A 14,122-nucleotide genomic window follows, 5' to 3' on the forward strand; every position below is an offset into this window, starting at 1 on the left:
TGGCGGCGGCCCTTCCGGTGTCAGAGTCTTTGGACCTTTGTGGCCGGTTCGGCCTTCGCGGCCCGGCGGTGGCGGGCGATCTTGTAGAGCCAGTCCGCGAGCAGCACGGCGGGAATGGCGGCGAGCGCCACGGCCAGGCCGCCGGGCGACGGCGGTGCGTGGCCCAGCAGGGCGGCCAGCGGCCCGAGGAACAGGAACACCGCCAGCAGCCCCAGCTCTGCCAGCACCGCCCAGACCAGCAGCCGGTTGGTGAACCAGCCGAGCCGCCACGGGGGAACGGAGGCGCTGCGGCAGGCGAAAGCGTTGGCGAGCTGGGCCAGGACGACGGTGGTGAACGCGGCGCCGGAGGCGGCCATCAGCACGTCCGACGGCGGCAGTTCCGCCCCGGGGGTCCAGCCGGCACCGATCAGCACCGCCGTGTACGCCGTCATTTCGAAGAGCGCCTCGACCGGGCCCAGCAGCCCAAACACGCGGAACATCAGCGCCCGGTCCATCAGGTGCCTGCGCTCCGGCGGGCGTTTCAGCGTTCCCTTGCTCGGTGCCTCGCTGCCCAGCGCCAGCGCGGGGAGCAGGTCGGTGCCGATGTCGAGGGCGAGGACCTGCAGCACGCTCAGCGCCAGCGGGAACCGCCCGCCGGAGAGCGCCCAGATCACGAAGGGGGTGAGCTCGGCGACGTTGTCGGTCAGATGGTAGGTCAGGAAGCGCCGGATGTTCGCGTAGGTGGCGCGGCCCTGTTCCACCGCGGCGATGATGGTGGCGAAGTCGTCATCGAGCAGCACAAGGTCCGCCGCCTCGCGGGCCACGTCCGTGCCGCTCAGCCCCATGGCCACGCCGATGTCCGCCTGCTGCAGGGCCGGGCCGTCGTTGACGCCGTCGCCGGTCATCGCCACGACGTGGCCGCGGCCCTGAAGCAGCCGGGCCACCCGGAGTTTCTGTTCCGGGGTGACCCTGCTGACCACCACCCCGTCGCGGTCCAGCAGCGCGGCCAGAACGGCGTCGTCCTCGGGCAGGTTGTGGCCCTCCAGTACCAGCTCGGGCGTTCCGATCAGCCCGGTTTCCCGGGCGATGGCGGCTGCCGTGAAGGCATGGTCGCCGGTGACCATCGCGACCTTGATGCCGGCCTCCCGGGCCGCCTCGAGCGCCACGCGGACCTCGGCCCGGGGCGGGTCGTGCAGGCCGATCAGCCCCAGCAGCGTCAGTTCGCTCTCGGCGTCCTCCAGTTTGAAGCTGGCGCCGGGCGGGCCGGGCAGGGTCCGCTCGGCCACGGCCAGCACCCTGAGCCCGTGGGAGGCCATCTGGTCGACTTTTTCCCGCGCCCGGGCGGCGCCCGCTGCCTCGCCGGCGTCGCCGCCGCCGTGCACGCACAGCGGAATCACGGATTCCGGGGCGCCTTTGACGTACAGGGTGGTTCCGACGATCGCGGACTCCCGCAGCCGGCGGGGATCGAAGGCGAAGCGGTGCGACACCTCAGGCTCCGCCGGACCCCGCCCGGGATCTGGCCCGGGACCGGCCAGCCGGGCGGCCAGCGCGGCGATGGCCGCCTCCATCGGGTCCCCCTCGGCGACCCACTTGCCCTCGTGGAGCACCGCACGGCCCACGGAGGCGGCCAGCGCGGCGGTGCTGAGGTGCTGTGCCTCCCCGGTGCCCGTCCCTGTGACCTCAGCCTCCGGCCCGTACCCGGCGCCGATGACGCTGAGCACGCCGGCCGGGGTCCAGACCTCGACGGCGTTCATCCGGTTCTGGGTCAACGTGCCGGTCTTGTCCGTGCAGATGAAGGTGGTGGAGCCGAGGGTTTCCACCGCTTCCAGGTTCCGGACCAGTGCGTTGCGCTGGGCCATCCGCTGCGCCCCGACGGCCAGGGACAGCGTGACTGTGGGCAGCAGGCCTTCGGGCACCAGCGCCACCATCACGCCGATGGCAAACAAGAAGGCGTCCCGCCAGGAGATTCCGACCAGAAGGGACAGCACGAAGAACAGCACGCCGATGCCCAGCGCCATTGTGGCGGTGATGCGGACGATTCGTTGCAGTTCCCGCGCCAGCGGGCTCGGCGGCGCCTCCACCTTTCCCGTCAGGGCTGCGATTTCGGCGAGCCGGGTCTTCCCGCCGGTTCCCGCGACCACACCTTCTGCCTGGCCGTTGACCAGGAAGGTCCCGCCAAAGACGGTGTCGCCGGGGACCTTGGCGAGCGCCTCGCTTTCACCGGTGAGCATCGATTCGTCCACCGAGCAGCCTGCCGCCATGACCAGACGGAGGTCCGCGGGTACCCGGTCGCCGGCAACCAGCACGACGGCGTCGTCCGGCACCAGCTCGGTGGTGTGGACCTTGATGACGCGGTTGTCCCGGCGGACGGAGACCATTGCCGGGAGCAGCTCACGGAGCTTGGAGGCAGCGTGCTGGGCTCGCTCCTGCTGGATGTAGGCGAAGATCCCGTTGACCAGGATCACGACGACGATCGCGATCGCCAGCTGCGGCATTCCCGCCAGGTAGGCCAGCACGGAGGCACACCACAGCAGGATGGCGAAGAAGTGGGTCAGTTCGCCCAGCAGCTTCCGCCAGCCAGGGACTGTGCCGGGCTCTGGCAGCCTGTTCGCCCCGAATTGCGTGAGCCTGCGCGCCGCCTCGGCGGAGCTCAGACCCTCAACGCCTGGCAAGGCCCCGGCGGTTGGCCCCCCGGCGGGAGCCTCCGGTGTCACGGCTGGCCGGGTCCGCTTAGGCGCAACAACGCAGACCGGCCCTGGTCAGGAAGCTCATGGATCGAGGGTGCGCCCCGCGGGCGCCGGCCGTTAGGGCCAAAAGTCACGGCGGGGCGCCGGGCCCGTATCCGTGCTCGCACCAGCTAGTCCATGCAGTGGACCGCTAAGCAAGCGAATGAGCAGCCCAAGAGCCGACGCTCAGGGCGCAGGCTCGTATCCGATGAGCCAGTGAAGTCCGTGACGGTCGATGACCTGGCCGTCCGAAGCGCCCCAGGGTTTCGGGGCGAGGGGGTCCACCACCTGGCCGCCATCAGCGAGTCTGTCGAACCACTCATGGAGAACGGACGGTTCGGCGGTCCCCAGCAATGAGAGCATGACACCTTCGAGCCGGACACTCTTCTGGCCTGGTGCCGCATCCGATCCGGCCAAAGCGACTGCGCCGTTGAGCACTCCGTGAGCTATGGCCTCTGGCGGGCCGTCGCTGCGGCTGAAGTCCTCGTAGGTGTACAAGGAAAGCTCTCCGCCGAAAACGTCCGCGTAGAAGCCGAGTGCTTCACGTGCCGTGCCGGGGAAACTGACATAGATCTGCAGCGCCGTCATGCGCACAGCATACAGACACCGCCCACGCACAGATCCTTAACGCCGCGCCCGCGGCTCCGGGCCGGCCGACAGGCCGCGGGCGGCAGCCCCGCGTCAGTCGTCCGCCGGTGGCCGGTGCCGTCCAAGCGTCCGGAGGTAGGCGCCGAAGCCGTGCGGCGCCCGGGCGTGGACGCGGCCGGAGGTCAGCACTCGCATGCTGTCCGTCGCCGTCACGGTGAAGGCGCGGTTGCGCAGGCTTTGCACCAGGGTCCGGTCCTCGTGCGAGGAGAGCTTCGGGAAGCCTCCGGCGGCCAGGTAAGCCGAGGCCCGGACCCCGAAGTTGGCGCCGTAGATGTGCGGGTGGTCTTCCTCGAACGGGTGGCGTTCCAGCCAGCGCCGAAGCAGCTCCGGGTCCATCCCGTCCGGGTCCGGCTCCACCGAGCCCAGCACGGCGTCGGCCCCCGCGTCGGCGAATTCCAGCTGCCGGATGAGCCAGCATTCCGGAACCTGCGAGTCCGCGTCCGTGTTCGCCAGCCAGGTCCGGCCCGCCCACGGCGGGGGTGTCCAGCGCAGGCCGGGCGGCCGGCGCCGGGCCGTCCCGATCCCGGCCGCCCGGATCCCGGCACCCCGGCTGGCTCCGGCGTTTCGAAAGGACACTTCAAGGACGTTGAAGCGGCGGTCCGCCGCGGCGTACCGGGCGGCGATGCCGGCGGAGCCGTCGGTGCAGCTGTCCAGCACCACGGTCACCCTGACGTCCACGTCAGGACGGACCCGGTGCAGGGCGTCGGCGGCGCACTGCACTGCCAGCAGGGCCCGGCCGAGGTGTTCGTCCTCATTGTGGGCGGGCATCACGACGGCGATCCGGTCGATGCTGTGGCCGCGGGGCAGCGGCAGGGCGTGGGCAGCCATCTAGCTGCCCGGGCCCGGCACGGGGGCCGCTTCCGGCCGCGGTTCCCCGCCGGCCTCCGGCGCGATCAGGACCTCCAGGATGAAGTCACGTTCCCGGTAGAGACCGGCGTCGGCCCAGCCGAGGTGGCGGCGGGCGGCGGCGTGGACGGAGTCGCCGTCGAGCTCCCAGCCGGAGATGGGGTGGCGCCAGTGGCACAGGGCCAGGGTGCCGCCGGGAAGGAGTGCGGCCTGGACCCGTTCGAATAGCCCGGCCAGCTCGCCGGGCGAGAGGTAGTAGCCGACCTCGGAGACCACGATCAGGTCGAACCGGCCGTCCGGCCAGTCCTGCGGGACGGTGAGGTGGCGGGTCCGGGCCTCGGGCAGGTGTGCGAGGCGCCGCGCGGCGTGGCCCAGCGCGGCGCTGCTCGCGTCGACGGCCGTGAAGCTGGCACAGCGCTGCGCGAGTTCCACGCTGAGCGTCCCGATCGAGCAGCCGATTTCCAGTCCTGCCGCGTAGTTCAGGCCGGGCAGGGCCGCGAGGGTGAGGGAGCGTTTGCGGTGTTCATACCAGCTGGTGGTGTACTGCCACGGGTCGTCGGTGCCGGTGTGGACGGCGTCGAAGACGCCTTCCGCGTCGGCGGCGGCGTAGGAGCCACCGCTTGCGGCCGGACGTTGCCACGCAAACGTCTCGAACGGCCGTTCAAAGTGCTCCAGGAACCCCGGCGGGAGCAGCACCTCATCCCCGGGCTGGCCGGACAGGGGCCGGACCTGCGAGTCGTGGGAGCCCATCGCCGCCGCCTTCGCCCGCCGTTCGGCGGGGTCCAGCGGCAGGCGCAGCCAGGACTGCCATGCCTGGTCCGCGGCGTCCGCCCAGAGCCAGTACCAGATGGGGTATTCCAGGAGTCCGTGGCCGCCGGCGCCGGCAGCCTCGGCGGCTGCCGCGCCCAGTGCCTCGTGGTCGGTGTGGCCGTCGTGCCGGTACGGGGCCACGAGGGTGATGCGCTCCGCGGGCAGTCCCGAGGCGGCAGCGTCGGCGATGGCGTGCTGCAGCGCCGCACGCAGTTCCGGCGTGTGGTCGGCGAGCCTGCCGTCGGGCAGGGCGAGGAACCGCCAGTCCGGATCCGGCAGCAGATGCGCGAGTGCGCCGCCGAATTCCCTGAGCCGCACGGCGGCGAGCTGTTCCGGCGTCGTGGTGGGTGAGTCGGGGTGGGAAGCCTCCCCCGCCGTGCACAGCAGCACCGTGACGCGGGCGCCGAGCCCCCGGAGCCGGGCCATCAGCCCGCCGGCGCCCAGGGATTCGTCGTCCGGGTGGGCGGCCAGGACGATAAACGCCTGGCCGGCGAGCTCCCCGCCGTCCAGCGGCAGCTCCGGGAGCGCAGCCAGTCCGCTGGCCGCCCAGGCATCCTCGCCGGTTCCGGCGTCCTGATGGGTGAAGCTCACCATGGGTGGTCTCCCTTGAGCGTCAGGGCACCAAGCTGGGCGTCGTCGCGCATGGCGTGGTGCTGGCGGATGTAGAGCGCGAGGTCGGCCATGCGCTTTCCGTAGACGTCGTCGAAGGCAAGCGGTCCTGGCCCGAGGTTCTGGCTGACCAGCGTCTGGATGCGTTCGACGGCGGCGGCGACGTTGCCGCGGACGCGGAGTGCCTCGCTCCAGGCGCCGGTGTCCGTGAGTTTTCCCTCATCGATCTGCCCGGCGGTCTGTGCGAGGTACCCGGTCAGGGCGGCGAGGGTGCGGTCGATCTCGCCGAGGTGGGCGAGCGCGAGCTGGTCCGGTTCGCGGCCGCCGTCGGCCGCCTTGAGCAGGGATCCCCTGAAGCCGCGGGCGACGGCGACGGCGCCGCCCAGCCAGCAGGCGGCCACGCCCATGCCGCCCCAGGCGAAGCCGGGCCGGCGGTAGTACCAGCCAGCGTCGCCCAGCGGCACGGCGGGGACGGCATCGAAGTGCACAGTGCCGCTGGGGATCTCCCGGAGACCCCGGCTGGTCCATTCCGGATCCGCGAAACTCACGCCAGGGGCATGGAGGTCGACGGCGAAGGCGGCGCGGCCGCCGTCGTCCAGATGCGCGGTCACGACGGCGTGGTCCAGCTGGGCGGCCAGGGAGCACCAGGGTTTGGATCCCTGCAGCAGGAAACAGCCGTCCACCGGCGTCGCCTCGAGCCGCAGGCCTGCGGCTTCGGCGGCGAATACACCCCACGCGCCGTCGAAGTGGACACCCTTGAAGTCCGGGCAGTCCCAGCCTTCCACCGCCGCGTGGCCGGCGGCCTGGGCGAGGATTGCCGACGCGTCCAGGTGCGGTTCAATGGCCCGGCCGGCCGCGACGTCGACCGCAGTGACGGAGGCAAGGATCTCCCACAGGAAGGCCGTCCGCCCCTCGCCGGGTTTCGGGGCGGCCTCGTCTGCGGCTTTGGCCAGCTCCAGCAACGCCGGGACGTCGCCGACGGCCGAGCGGGCGGCCTCCAGCAGGGGGGTGAGGCCAGCCAGGCGTTCCGGCCCAGAACTGATCCTCACGGCGCGGGGCCGCTGGGAATCTGAAGTCCGGTTCATTGGGCCTGTTCTCCTTCGAAGTGCATCTGCTGGCGGCGTCCACGGCTGTCAGCCGGGCTACTGTTCAGTAATTGCGGGCTGCTCAGTAAATCTAAGCACACTTAGCACTTTGGGAATTCCGGTGGCAGTTCCGGCGCCGCTGCGCGCTCCACCGCCGCTACAGCACCCGTGCGAGGGCGAAGCCGTCCCAGCCTTTGGAACCCACTGTCTGGATGACGGTGCCGTCCAGCCGCGGGTCTTCGCCCAGCATGTGCAGGGCACTGATGATCCCCGGGGCATTGACGGAGTCCATGGAGGGTTCCAGCACGGCGCCCTCCCACACCACGTTGTCCATCACGACGGCGGTGCCGGGCCGGCCGAGGCGGATGGCCCAGTCGAGGTAATGCGGGTTGTTTTCCTTGTCCGCGTCGATGAAGACGAAATCGAAGGGCTCCGCGCCCTCGTCGGCGAGCGCCTGCAGCGTGTCCAAGGCCGCCCCGACACGGATCTCCACGAGGTGGCCCAGCCCGGCCGCGTCCACGTTGGCGCGGGCCACCTCGGCGTGTTTGGGGAGGTATTCGCACGTGAGCAGCCGGCCGCCGTCGGGCAGCCCTTGGGCCATCCAAATGGTGCTGAAGCCGGCCAGCGTCCCGATCTCCAGGACGCGGCGGGCGCCGGAGAGCTGCACCAGGAGTTTGAGCAGTTTGCCGGCGGTGGGGGCGACTTCGATGGGCGGCAGGCCCGCCTCGACGGCGGACGTGACGGCGCGCTTCAGGGAATTGTCCGGACGGACCACAAGATCGGACAGGAAGTCCTCGACGGCGATCCAGCGGGCGGTGGGCTGATGCTCGAACATGCCCCTCAGTCTTCCAGCTGGCCCGTCCCGGCGGTAGGCTCCGGACGGCCGGGAATCCCAGCCCGCTCCACTGACTCGCTAGTCGCCGAGCGCCTGCTCCAGGCGGTCCAGCTTTCCGGTGAGTTCGCCCGTGAAGCCCGGCCGGATGTCAGCTTTGATGACGAGGGAGACCCTGCTGCCGTAACGGCCCACTGCCTCGGTGGCCCGCTTCACGACGTCGAAGACCTCATCCCACTCGCCCTCGATTGTGGTGAACATCGAGTCGGTATGGTTCGGCAGGCCGGACTCCCGGACGATCCGCACCGCTTCGGCCACGGCGTCGTGGACCGAAGCCTCGTCCGCCGGGACGGCTGCGGAACCGGCGGGCGAGTCCGCGGCCGTGCGTGCCGGACTACCAGAGGGGGCAACAGAAAATGCAAGCAACATGGCACCAGTCTGTCACGTGCACCGGATGCCTGACGGCCTGGAGTGGGCCCGGATAGGGCCCGCGCCCGGCACGGCCCCGTCCGCAGAAACCGTCACATTAGTCACTACCCGGGAGTAATCTCCCGGCCCCGGCCTTGCGTTGCTAACCTAGGCAAATGAACCGGGTAGCAGACCGCAGGCCGCTCCGCGCCGATGCCGCGCGGAACGTGGACAAGATCATCACCGCCGCCCGCCAGTGCTTCCGGGAGCACGGCCCCGAGGTGCCGTTGCAGACCATCGCCGTAACGGCCGGAGTTGGACCCGCAACGCTGTTCAGGAATTTCGCCGACAAGGAAGAACTGGTCCTCGCGGCCCTGCACCGCCAGCTCGGCCTGCTGGTCGACCCGGTCATCGAGGAGGCCCTCGCCGGGCCGGACGCCGCGGACGGGCTCTTCCGTGTCATTGACGCGCTGATGGGCGTTGCCAGCGAAGAAGCCAACCTGCTGGGAGCCGTCGCCGGCCGGCGCGGACTCCTCACCGGAATCACCGGCGATCTGATCGAATCCGTGGCCGTGCTCCTGGGCCGCGGACAGGGCCAGGGAACCCTGCGCAGCGATATTTCGATGACGGACCTGATCCGCCTGCTGGCCATGCTGATCGGCGTCGTGGACACCATGGAGGCCGGTTCCGACGCCTGGCGCCGTCCTGTCGCCCTGGTCGAGGACGCCATCCGCACGGAGCGCCCGAGCCGGCCGCTGCCGCCGCAGTCGCCGCTGCCGGGCACGGCGTTCGACTCTGTCCTCGGCTAGCACCGGTGTCATGGGAAACCGTGGCGGGCGCCGTTGGCGGCGTGCTGCTGGTCTACGCCGTCCTGTTGCTCCTCCTGTGGGGCTACGCGCGCCGGCACCCGGAAACGGTCGCGATGAAGGACGCCCTGCGCTTACTGCCGGACCTGCTGCGGCTCCTGCGGCGGCTGCTCGCTGACAAGACCCTGGGCGCCGGTGTACGGGTTCGGCTGGCCCTGCTCTTGGCGTACCTGCTCTCGCCGATCGACCTCGTACCGGATTTCCTGCCCGTGATCGGCTACGCGGACGATGTCATCATTGTGGCCCTCGTGCTGCGTTCGGTGATCGCGCGGGCGGGCGAGGATGCGGTGCGCCGGCACTGGCCGGGCACCCCCGAGGGGCTCCAGCTCATCCTCAGGCTCGCCGGCCTCGGGGCACCGCGGTAAGGGATCAGGCGCTGAAGGCCGTTCCGGCCGCGCCGCCGTCGAACCTCCGGAGGATTTCCTCGGCAAGGACCCGGAGTTTGACGTTCCTGGTGTTGGAGACCGTGGACAGCAGCTCGAACGCTTCGGACTGCGAGCAGCGGCTCTGGGCCATGAGGATCCCGGTGGCCAGGTTGATCGCGGTCCGCGACCGCATGGCCTGCAGCAGGTCGCGGTTCAGGCCTTGGGCGGAGTCAAGCCGGACAGCCAGCCGCATCACCTTGGCGGCGCGGACCGCGAGCGCCCCGCAGGCTGCCACGGCACCGTCGTCGAAAGCCTCCGGGGATGTCGACGAGAAGGTGAAGACGGCTGTCGCGTCCCGGTCCGCCAGCAGGGTTACGGAGAGAATACTGCGGTTCCCGCGCTGGGCGGCGGCCCGCTGGTAGCGCCTCCACCGGGGATCCATCGTTGTGTCCGGGACCAGCACCGCCAGCCCGGCCAGCCGGGCCTCCAGCCCTGGGCCCTCCGACACGCTGTCCTGCAAACTGTCCAGTATCAACGCCTCGGGGCTGCTGCCGGCCAGGACGATCGGCTGGCGGCGCCGCGCCAGCCGCACCGAGCACAGCACCGGGCGGCCCGTTTCGGCTGTTGCGAACTCTGCCCCCAGGGCGGACAGCTGCCGGAGAAAATCCTCCAGCGCGTCGTTGTCGAGCAGGAGGTCCTGCAGCCGTTCCGCGAGCCGGGCTCTCAGCATCAATCCTCCGCCGGCTTCTCTTTGGCCTCCTGCAGGTGGTGCTGCAGCTTCTCCTCGGCCTCCCGGCGGCGCCGGGCCATCTCACGCAGTTCCCGGGTGGACTCGGCACCCGGCGGAACGAACGGCTCATGCGGCTTGGAATGCTGGCCCTTGCCGGGCGCAGGGGTATCCGGATCCTCGTTGTCGCTCATATCCGAATGCTCCCACGGGGCCTGAGTGGCAAGTAGGGACTAAAGACCGTTACGGAGCGGTACTGGGCGAGGTAGCGGAACAGCTAGCTCCAGCCCAGCAGCCGGAGTCCGGCTGCCGCGCCGGCGCCGGCGAGGACGACCACCAGGAACGGCGCGCGGAGCATCAGGGCAATGCCGGCCGCGGCCAGTGCCCCCAGGCGTGCATCCAGCGCCAGCGTCTGCCCCGATGCCACCGTGTTCACGATCGTCAGGGACGCCAGCAGGCCTATGGTCATGGTCCCGGCGATCCGGGACATCCGGGGGTCGCGCAGCACGCTGGCCGGGACCAGATAGCCCAGCAGTTTCCAGGCGTAGGCCAGCAGGCAGGAGAGCAGCAGCCACATCCACAGGGTCATTTGGCTTCCCCCGATGGACGCGGGTGCGGGTGTTCGTAGGGGTCCACGTCCGGTTCCAGTCCTTCGTCGCTGCGGCCGTGGCTGAACCAGCCGATTGCTGCCGCCACCACCGCGGCCACCAGGATCGGCACTCCGGCGGGCACCAGCGGTACGGCCAGCACGGTGGCCAGGGCGCAGACGACGGCGATCGCCACCGGCTCGCGGCCCTTGAGCCGTGGCCACAGCAGGCCCAGGAACGCCGCGACGGCGGCTCCGTCCAGGCCCCACTGCTTGGGATCCCCCAGCGACGCTCCGGCCAGCGCGCCCACCGCGGTGAACAGGTTCCAGAGGACGAAGATGCCCAGGCCCGCGGTCCAGAAGCCGCGCTTCTGCTCGAGCGGGTCCGTCTGGCCCGTGCTTGTGGCGGTGGATTCGTCGATGGTGACGTGGGCGGCGGCGAACCGCAGCCAGCCGCGCGGCCGCAGCAGTGCGTTGATCTGCATGCCGTAAATCCCGTTGCGCATGCCCAGCAACGTGGCCGCACCCATCGCGGCGACGCCGGAGCCACCCCCGGCCACCACCCCGATGAAGGCGAACTGCGAGCCGCCGCTGAACAGCAGCAGGCTCAACGCCATGGTCTGCCAGAAGTCGAGCCCGGAGGTGACCGAAAGCGCGCCGAAAGACACACCGTAGAGACCGGTGGCGATGCTGATGGACAGCCCGACCCGGACGGCCGGGGACTGCAGGAGCCTCACCGCCGGACCGGGTTCCGCAGGAGGCCGACGGCGGCGCCCGCCTCCAGCAGGCCACTGAGCGCCACCGCGGAAAGCGTCTGGGTGTCCCGGCCGGACCAGCGAGATGGCATGGAACCACTCAATCACAGCCACGGGGTGCCCGCTAACCGCGGCTGCCAGCGGGAAAAACGGGACTTTCCGCAGGGGTGCCCGCCGGTCAATCCGGCGTACCTTGTTGACTATGAGCGGTGTCGTGGAAATGACTGGCGTAGTAAAGCGCTTCGGGGCCGTGACGGCCCTGGACGGATTGGATTTCGAGGTGGCGGCCGGCGAGGTGCACGGTTTCCTCGGTCCCAACGGATCCGGCAAGTCCACCACCTTGCGGCTCCTGTTGGGGCTCTTGCGCTCCAATGCGGGCTCCATCCGGGTGCTGGGCCTGGACCCCTGGAGCGAGGTGGCGACCCTGCACCGCCGGCTGGCCTATGTCCCGGGGGACGTGGCCCTCTGGCCGAACCTGACCGGCGGCGAAGTGATCGACCTGCTCGGCCGCTTACAGGGCGGCCAGGACCGCGCGCGCCGCGAGCGGCTCCTGGAGCTGTTCGAGCTGGACCCCACAAAGAAGTCGCGCACCTACTCGAAGGGAAACCGGCAGAAAGTGGCCCTCGTGGCAGCCCTGGCCACCGATGCCGAGCTGTTCCTCCTGGACGAGCCGACGAGCGGCCTGGACCCGCTGATGGAGGACGCCTTCCGCGGCTGTGTCCGCGAACTGCGCGCGCAGGGGCGCACCGTGGTGCTGAGCAGCCACATCCTCAGCGAGGCCGAGGCGCTCTCCGACCGGGTCAGCATTATCCGCGCCGGGAAGGTCGTGGAGACCGGCCCGCTGGAGCAGCTGCGCCACCTGACCCGCACCTCGGTCACCGCCGACGTCGCCACGGTGCCTCCCGGACTCGACCTGCTGCCCGGCGTCCACGACGTCGTCGTGACGGACCACCGGGTCAGCGCGCAGGTCGAGCCTGCCGGGCTGACGCACCTGATGCAGGCGCTCACGACGGCGGGACTGAAGTCCCTCACAAGCCAGCCGCCGACGCTGGAGGACCTGTTCCTGCGCCACTACGGCGACATCGCCGCCGGAGTTCCTGCCGCGGCCATCGGCACCTTCCCCGGCCGGCCCGGCACCCCGGTGCCGGGCGGACGGCAGGCCGGCGATGCTTGAGACCCTGGCCGGAACGGGCGTCCTGATCCGGCTCGGACTGCGGCGGGACCGCTGGTTGCTTCCGCTCTGGATCCTTGGCTTTGCCCTGATCGCCTACTCGACGGCGGTGGCCGGAGCCGAGCTTTACCCGGATCTGGCGAGCCGAGTCGAGGCCTCTACCGTGCTGAATGCGACTGCCTCGATGGTGGCCCTGTTCGGGCGGATCTACGATCCCACCTCCATCGGCGCCCTCTCGCTGATTAAATACACCGCGTTTATGACGGCCATCCTCGCCGTCCTCATGGTCATCCTCACCATCCGGCACACCCGAAGCGACGAGGAAAGCGGACGACTGGAGCTGCTCGGCGGCGGACGGCTGGGCCGGGACGCCCCGCTGGCGGCCGCGCTCACCATCAGCTTCGGCGCCAACGTTGTCCTCGGGTTGTTCTCGGCGGCCGCGCTGGCGGCCGGCGGACTGCCCGCCGTCGGCTCCCTAGCCTTCGGGCTGGGCTGGGCTGCCACGGGGATGGCCTTCAGTGCCGTGGCGGGACTGGCTGCCCAACTGACCGCCAGCGCCCGGGCCGCCACCGGGTTCAGCATCAGCTTCGTGGCCCTCACCTATGCGCTGCGCGCCGTCGGGGACCTGGCCGAACCGGGCCCCTCGGTGCTCTCGTGGCTGTCGCCCATCGGGTGGAACCAGCAGATCCGGGCGTTCTCCGGGGACCGCTGGTGGGTGCTGGTGCTGCCCGTCGCCCTGTGCCTCGTGCTCGTCCCGGCAGCCTTTGTACTCCGTGCCCGGCGCGACCTTGGCGCCGGACTCCGCGCTGAGCGCCCCGGTCCGGCCAGGGGTTCGCTGTCCGGCGTCTGGGCTCTGGCCGTGCGGCTGCAGTACAAGGTGCTGCTGGCCTGGGCCGTGGCGTTCGTGGTTTTCGGCGTCGTGATCGGATCCCTTGCCAGCAACGTGGCAGAGCTGCTCAGCTCGCCGAACGCGCAGGACTTGATCAAACTGCTGGGCGGCCGGCAGGCCCTGACGGAGGCCTTCCTGGCCGCGGAGATCAGCATCATGGGGTTGTTGGCGGCAGCCTATGGGGTGTCCTCCGCGAACCACCTGCGCAGCGAGGAGGCTACGGGCCACACCGAAGCCCTGCTGGGGACGGCCACGACCCGGGTCCGCTGGGCGAGCAGCCACTTCGTCTTTGCCCTGGCCGGGGTGGCTTTGCTGCTCCTGCTGGCGGGCGCATCGATCGGCGCCGGCGCCGCTGTCGCCGTCAACGACGCCGCCGTTCTGGGCCGCAGCACCGTAGCCGCCCTGGCGCAGGTCCCCGCCGCGTGGGTTGTGACCAGCGTGGCGCTGGTCGTGTTTGGCTGGGCGCCGCGGCTGGCCGGAGCCGTCTGGGGCCTGCTGCTGGCCCTCGTCGCACTGGGAGAATTCGGGGTGCTGTGGAACGCCCCTGAATGGCTGATGGACCTCTCCCCGTTCCGGCACTCCCCGCTGCTCCCGGTGGGCTCCGGTGATGTGCCGGCGCTGGCAGTCCTCACCATGGCCGCGGCGGCCCTCGCGGCGCTGGGGTATTCCGGCTGGCGCCGGCGCGATCTCGCAGCCTAGGCCCTGTCTTTCTGGAGAACGCCAGTCCGTGTTGGTGGAGAAGCTCAGCGGCCCGGGCACGAGTCAGTTGACGAAAAACCCCTTTCCAGGTGCCAGTACCAGCGTCACGCCGGCCGGTCGT

Annotated in this window: 15 protein-coding genes; 4 read left to right on the forward strand and 11 right to left on the reverse strand. The window is 70.7% G+C overall.

Annotated features, from left to right (window positions below):
* Window positions 1–20: 20 nt before the first annotated feature.
* From ABIC21_RS05765 to ABIC21_RS05795, 7 genes are all read right to left on the reverse strand, one after another.
* Window positions 21–2,651 (reverse strand): cation-translocating P-type ATPase, encoded by a 2,631-nt coding sequence (locus tag ABIC21_RS05765; RefSeq protein ID WP_354349460.1) that lies wholly within the window; start codon window positions 2,649–2,651, stop codon window positions 21–23.
* Between the two features lie 240 nt (window positions 2,652–2,891).
* Window positions 2,892–3,293: a VOC family protein gene (locus ABIC21_RS05770; RefSeq protein WP_354349461.1), complete on the reverse strand. Its 402-nt coding sequence runs from the start codon at window positions 3,291–3,293 to the stop codon at window positions 2,892–2,894.
* Window positions 3,294–3,386: 93 nt separating this feature from the next.
* Window positions 3,387–4,181 carry a glycosyltransferase family 2 protein gene (locus tag ABIC21_RS05775; RefSeq protein ID WP_354349462.1) on the reverse strand — a complete coding sequence of 265 codons (795 nt, stop codon included), beginning with the start codon at window positions 4,179–4,181 and terminating at the stop codon, window positions 3,387–3,389.
* Complete coding sequence (locus ABIC21_RS05780; RefSeq protein ID WP_354349463.1) at window positions 4,182–5,603, reverse strand: PIG-L family deacetylase; 1,422 nt, start codon at window positions 5,601–5,603, stop codon at window positions 4,182–4,184.
* Window positions 5,597–6,703: an acyl-CoA dehydrogenase family protein gene (locus ABIC21_RS05785; RefSeq protein ID WP_354349464.1), complete on the reverse strand. Its 1,107-nt coding sequence runs from the start codon at window positions 6,701–6,703 to the stop codon at window positions 5,597–5,599. Before ABIC21_RS05785 ends, ABIC21_RS05780 begins: the two co-directional genes overlap by 7 nt.
* Before the next feature lie 157 nt (window positions 6,704–6,860).
* Window positions 6,861–7,538, reverse strand: a complete 678-nt coding sequence (locus ABIC21_RS05790) for an O-methyltransferase (protein WP_354349465.1) — start codon at window positions 7,536–7,538, stop codon at window positions 6,861–6,863.
* Between the two features lie 78 nt (window positions 7,539–7,616).
* On the reverse strand, window positions 7,617–7,964 hold the full coding sequence (locus ABIC21_RS05795) for a thiamine-binding protein (RefSeq protein WP_354349466.1): 348 nt from the start codon (window positions 7,962–7,964) through the stop codon (window positions 7,617–7,619).
* A 155-nt stretch (window positions 7,965–8,119) separates the two neighbouring features.
* Here ABIC21_RS05795 and ABIC21_RS05800 point away from each other — a divergent pair, with 155 nt between their 5' ends.
* Complete coding sequence (locus ABIC21_RS05800; protein ID WP_354349467.1) at window positions 8,120–8,752, forward strand: TetR/AcrR family transcriptional regulator; 633 nt, start codon at window positions 8,120–8,122, stop codon at window positions 8,750–8,752.
* Between the two features lie 5 nt (window positions 8,753–8,757).
* Window positions 8,758–9,174, forward strand: coding sequence for a YkvA family protein (locus ABIC21_RS05805; protein WP_354349468.1), 417 nt, complete (start codon window positions 8,758–8,760; stop codon window positions 9,172–9,174).
* A 4-nt stretch (window positions 9,175–9,178) separates the two neighbouring features.
* Here ABIC21_RS05805 and ABIC21_RS05810 read toward each other — a convergent pair whose 3' ends face one another.
* The 4 genes from ABIC21_RS05810 to ABIC21_RS05825 all read right to left on the reverse strand — a co-directional run bounded on the left by ABIC21_RS05810 (window position 9,179) and on the right by ABIC21_RS05825 (window position 11,224).
* A complete protein-coding gene (locus tag ABIC21_RS05810; RefSeq protein WP_354349469.1) occupies window positions 9,179–9,904 on the reverse strand; it encodes an ANTAR domain-containing protein in 726 nt (241 codons plus the stop codon).
* Complete coding sequence (locus ABIC21_RS05815; protein WP_282378365.1) at window positions 9,904–10,095, reverse strand: hypothetical protein; 192 nt, start codon at window positions 10,093–10,095, stop codon at window positions 9,904–9,906. Before ABIC21_RS05815 ends, ABIC21_RS05810 begins: the two co-directional genes overlap by 1 nt.
* 83 nt (window positions 10,096–10,178) lie before the next feature.
* On the reverse strand, window positions 10,179–10,490 hold the full coding sequence (locus ABIC21_RS05820) for an AzlD domain-containing protein (protein WP_354349470.1): 312 nt from the start codon (window positions 10,488–10,490) through the stop codon (window positions 10,179–10,181).
* Window positions 10,487–11,224, reverse strand: a complete 738-nt coding sequence (locus ABIC21_RS05825; protein WP_354349471.1) for an AzlC family ABC transporter permease — start codon at window positions 11,222–11,224, stop codon at window positions 10,487–10,489. The genes ABIC21_RS05820 and ABIC21_RS05825 overlap by 4 nt, the downstream gene beginning before the upstream one ends.
* Before the next feature lie 238 nt (window positions 11,225–11,462).
* Here ABIC21_RS05825 and ABIC21_RS05830 point away from each other — a divergent pair, with 238 nt between their 5' ends.
* Together ABIC21_RS05830 and ABIC21_RS05835 are read left to right on the forward strand one after the other, a co-directional pair.
* Entirely contained in the window at window positions 11,463–12,416 is a 954-nt protein-coding gene (locus tag ABIC21_RS05830; RefSeq protein ID WP_502935957.1) for an ABC transporter ATP-binding protein, read from the forward strand.
* Window positions 12,409–14,001 carry an ABC transporter permease gene (locus ABIC21_RS05835; protein WP_354349473.1) on the forward strand — a complete coding sequence of 531 codons (1,593 nt, stop codon included), beginning with the start codon at window positions 12,409–12,411 and terminating at the stop codon, window positions 13,999–14,001. Before ABIC21_RS05830 ends, ABIC21_RS05835 begins: the two co-directional genes overlap by 8 nt.
* Window positions 14,002–14,122: the final 121 nt, after the last annotated feature.

Origin of the sequence: Pseudarthrobacter sp. PvP090 (assembly GCF_040547365.1) — a bacterium.
Classification (GTDB): Bacteria; Actinomycetota; Actinomycetes; order Actinomycetales; family Micrococcaceae; genus Arthrobacter.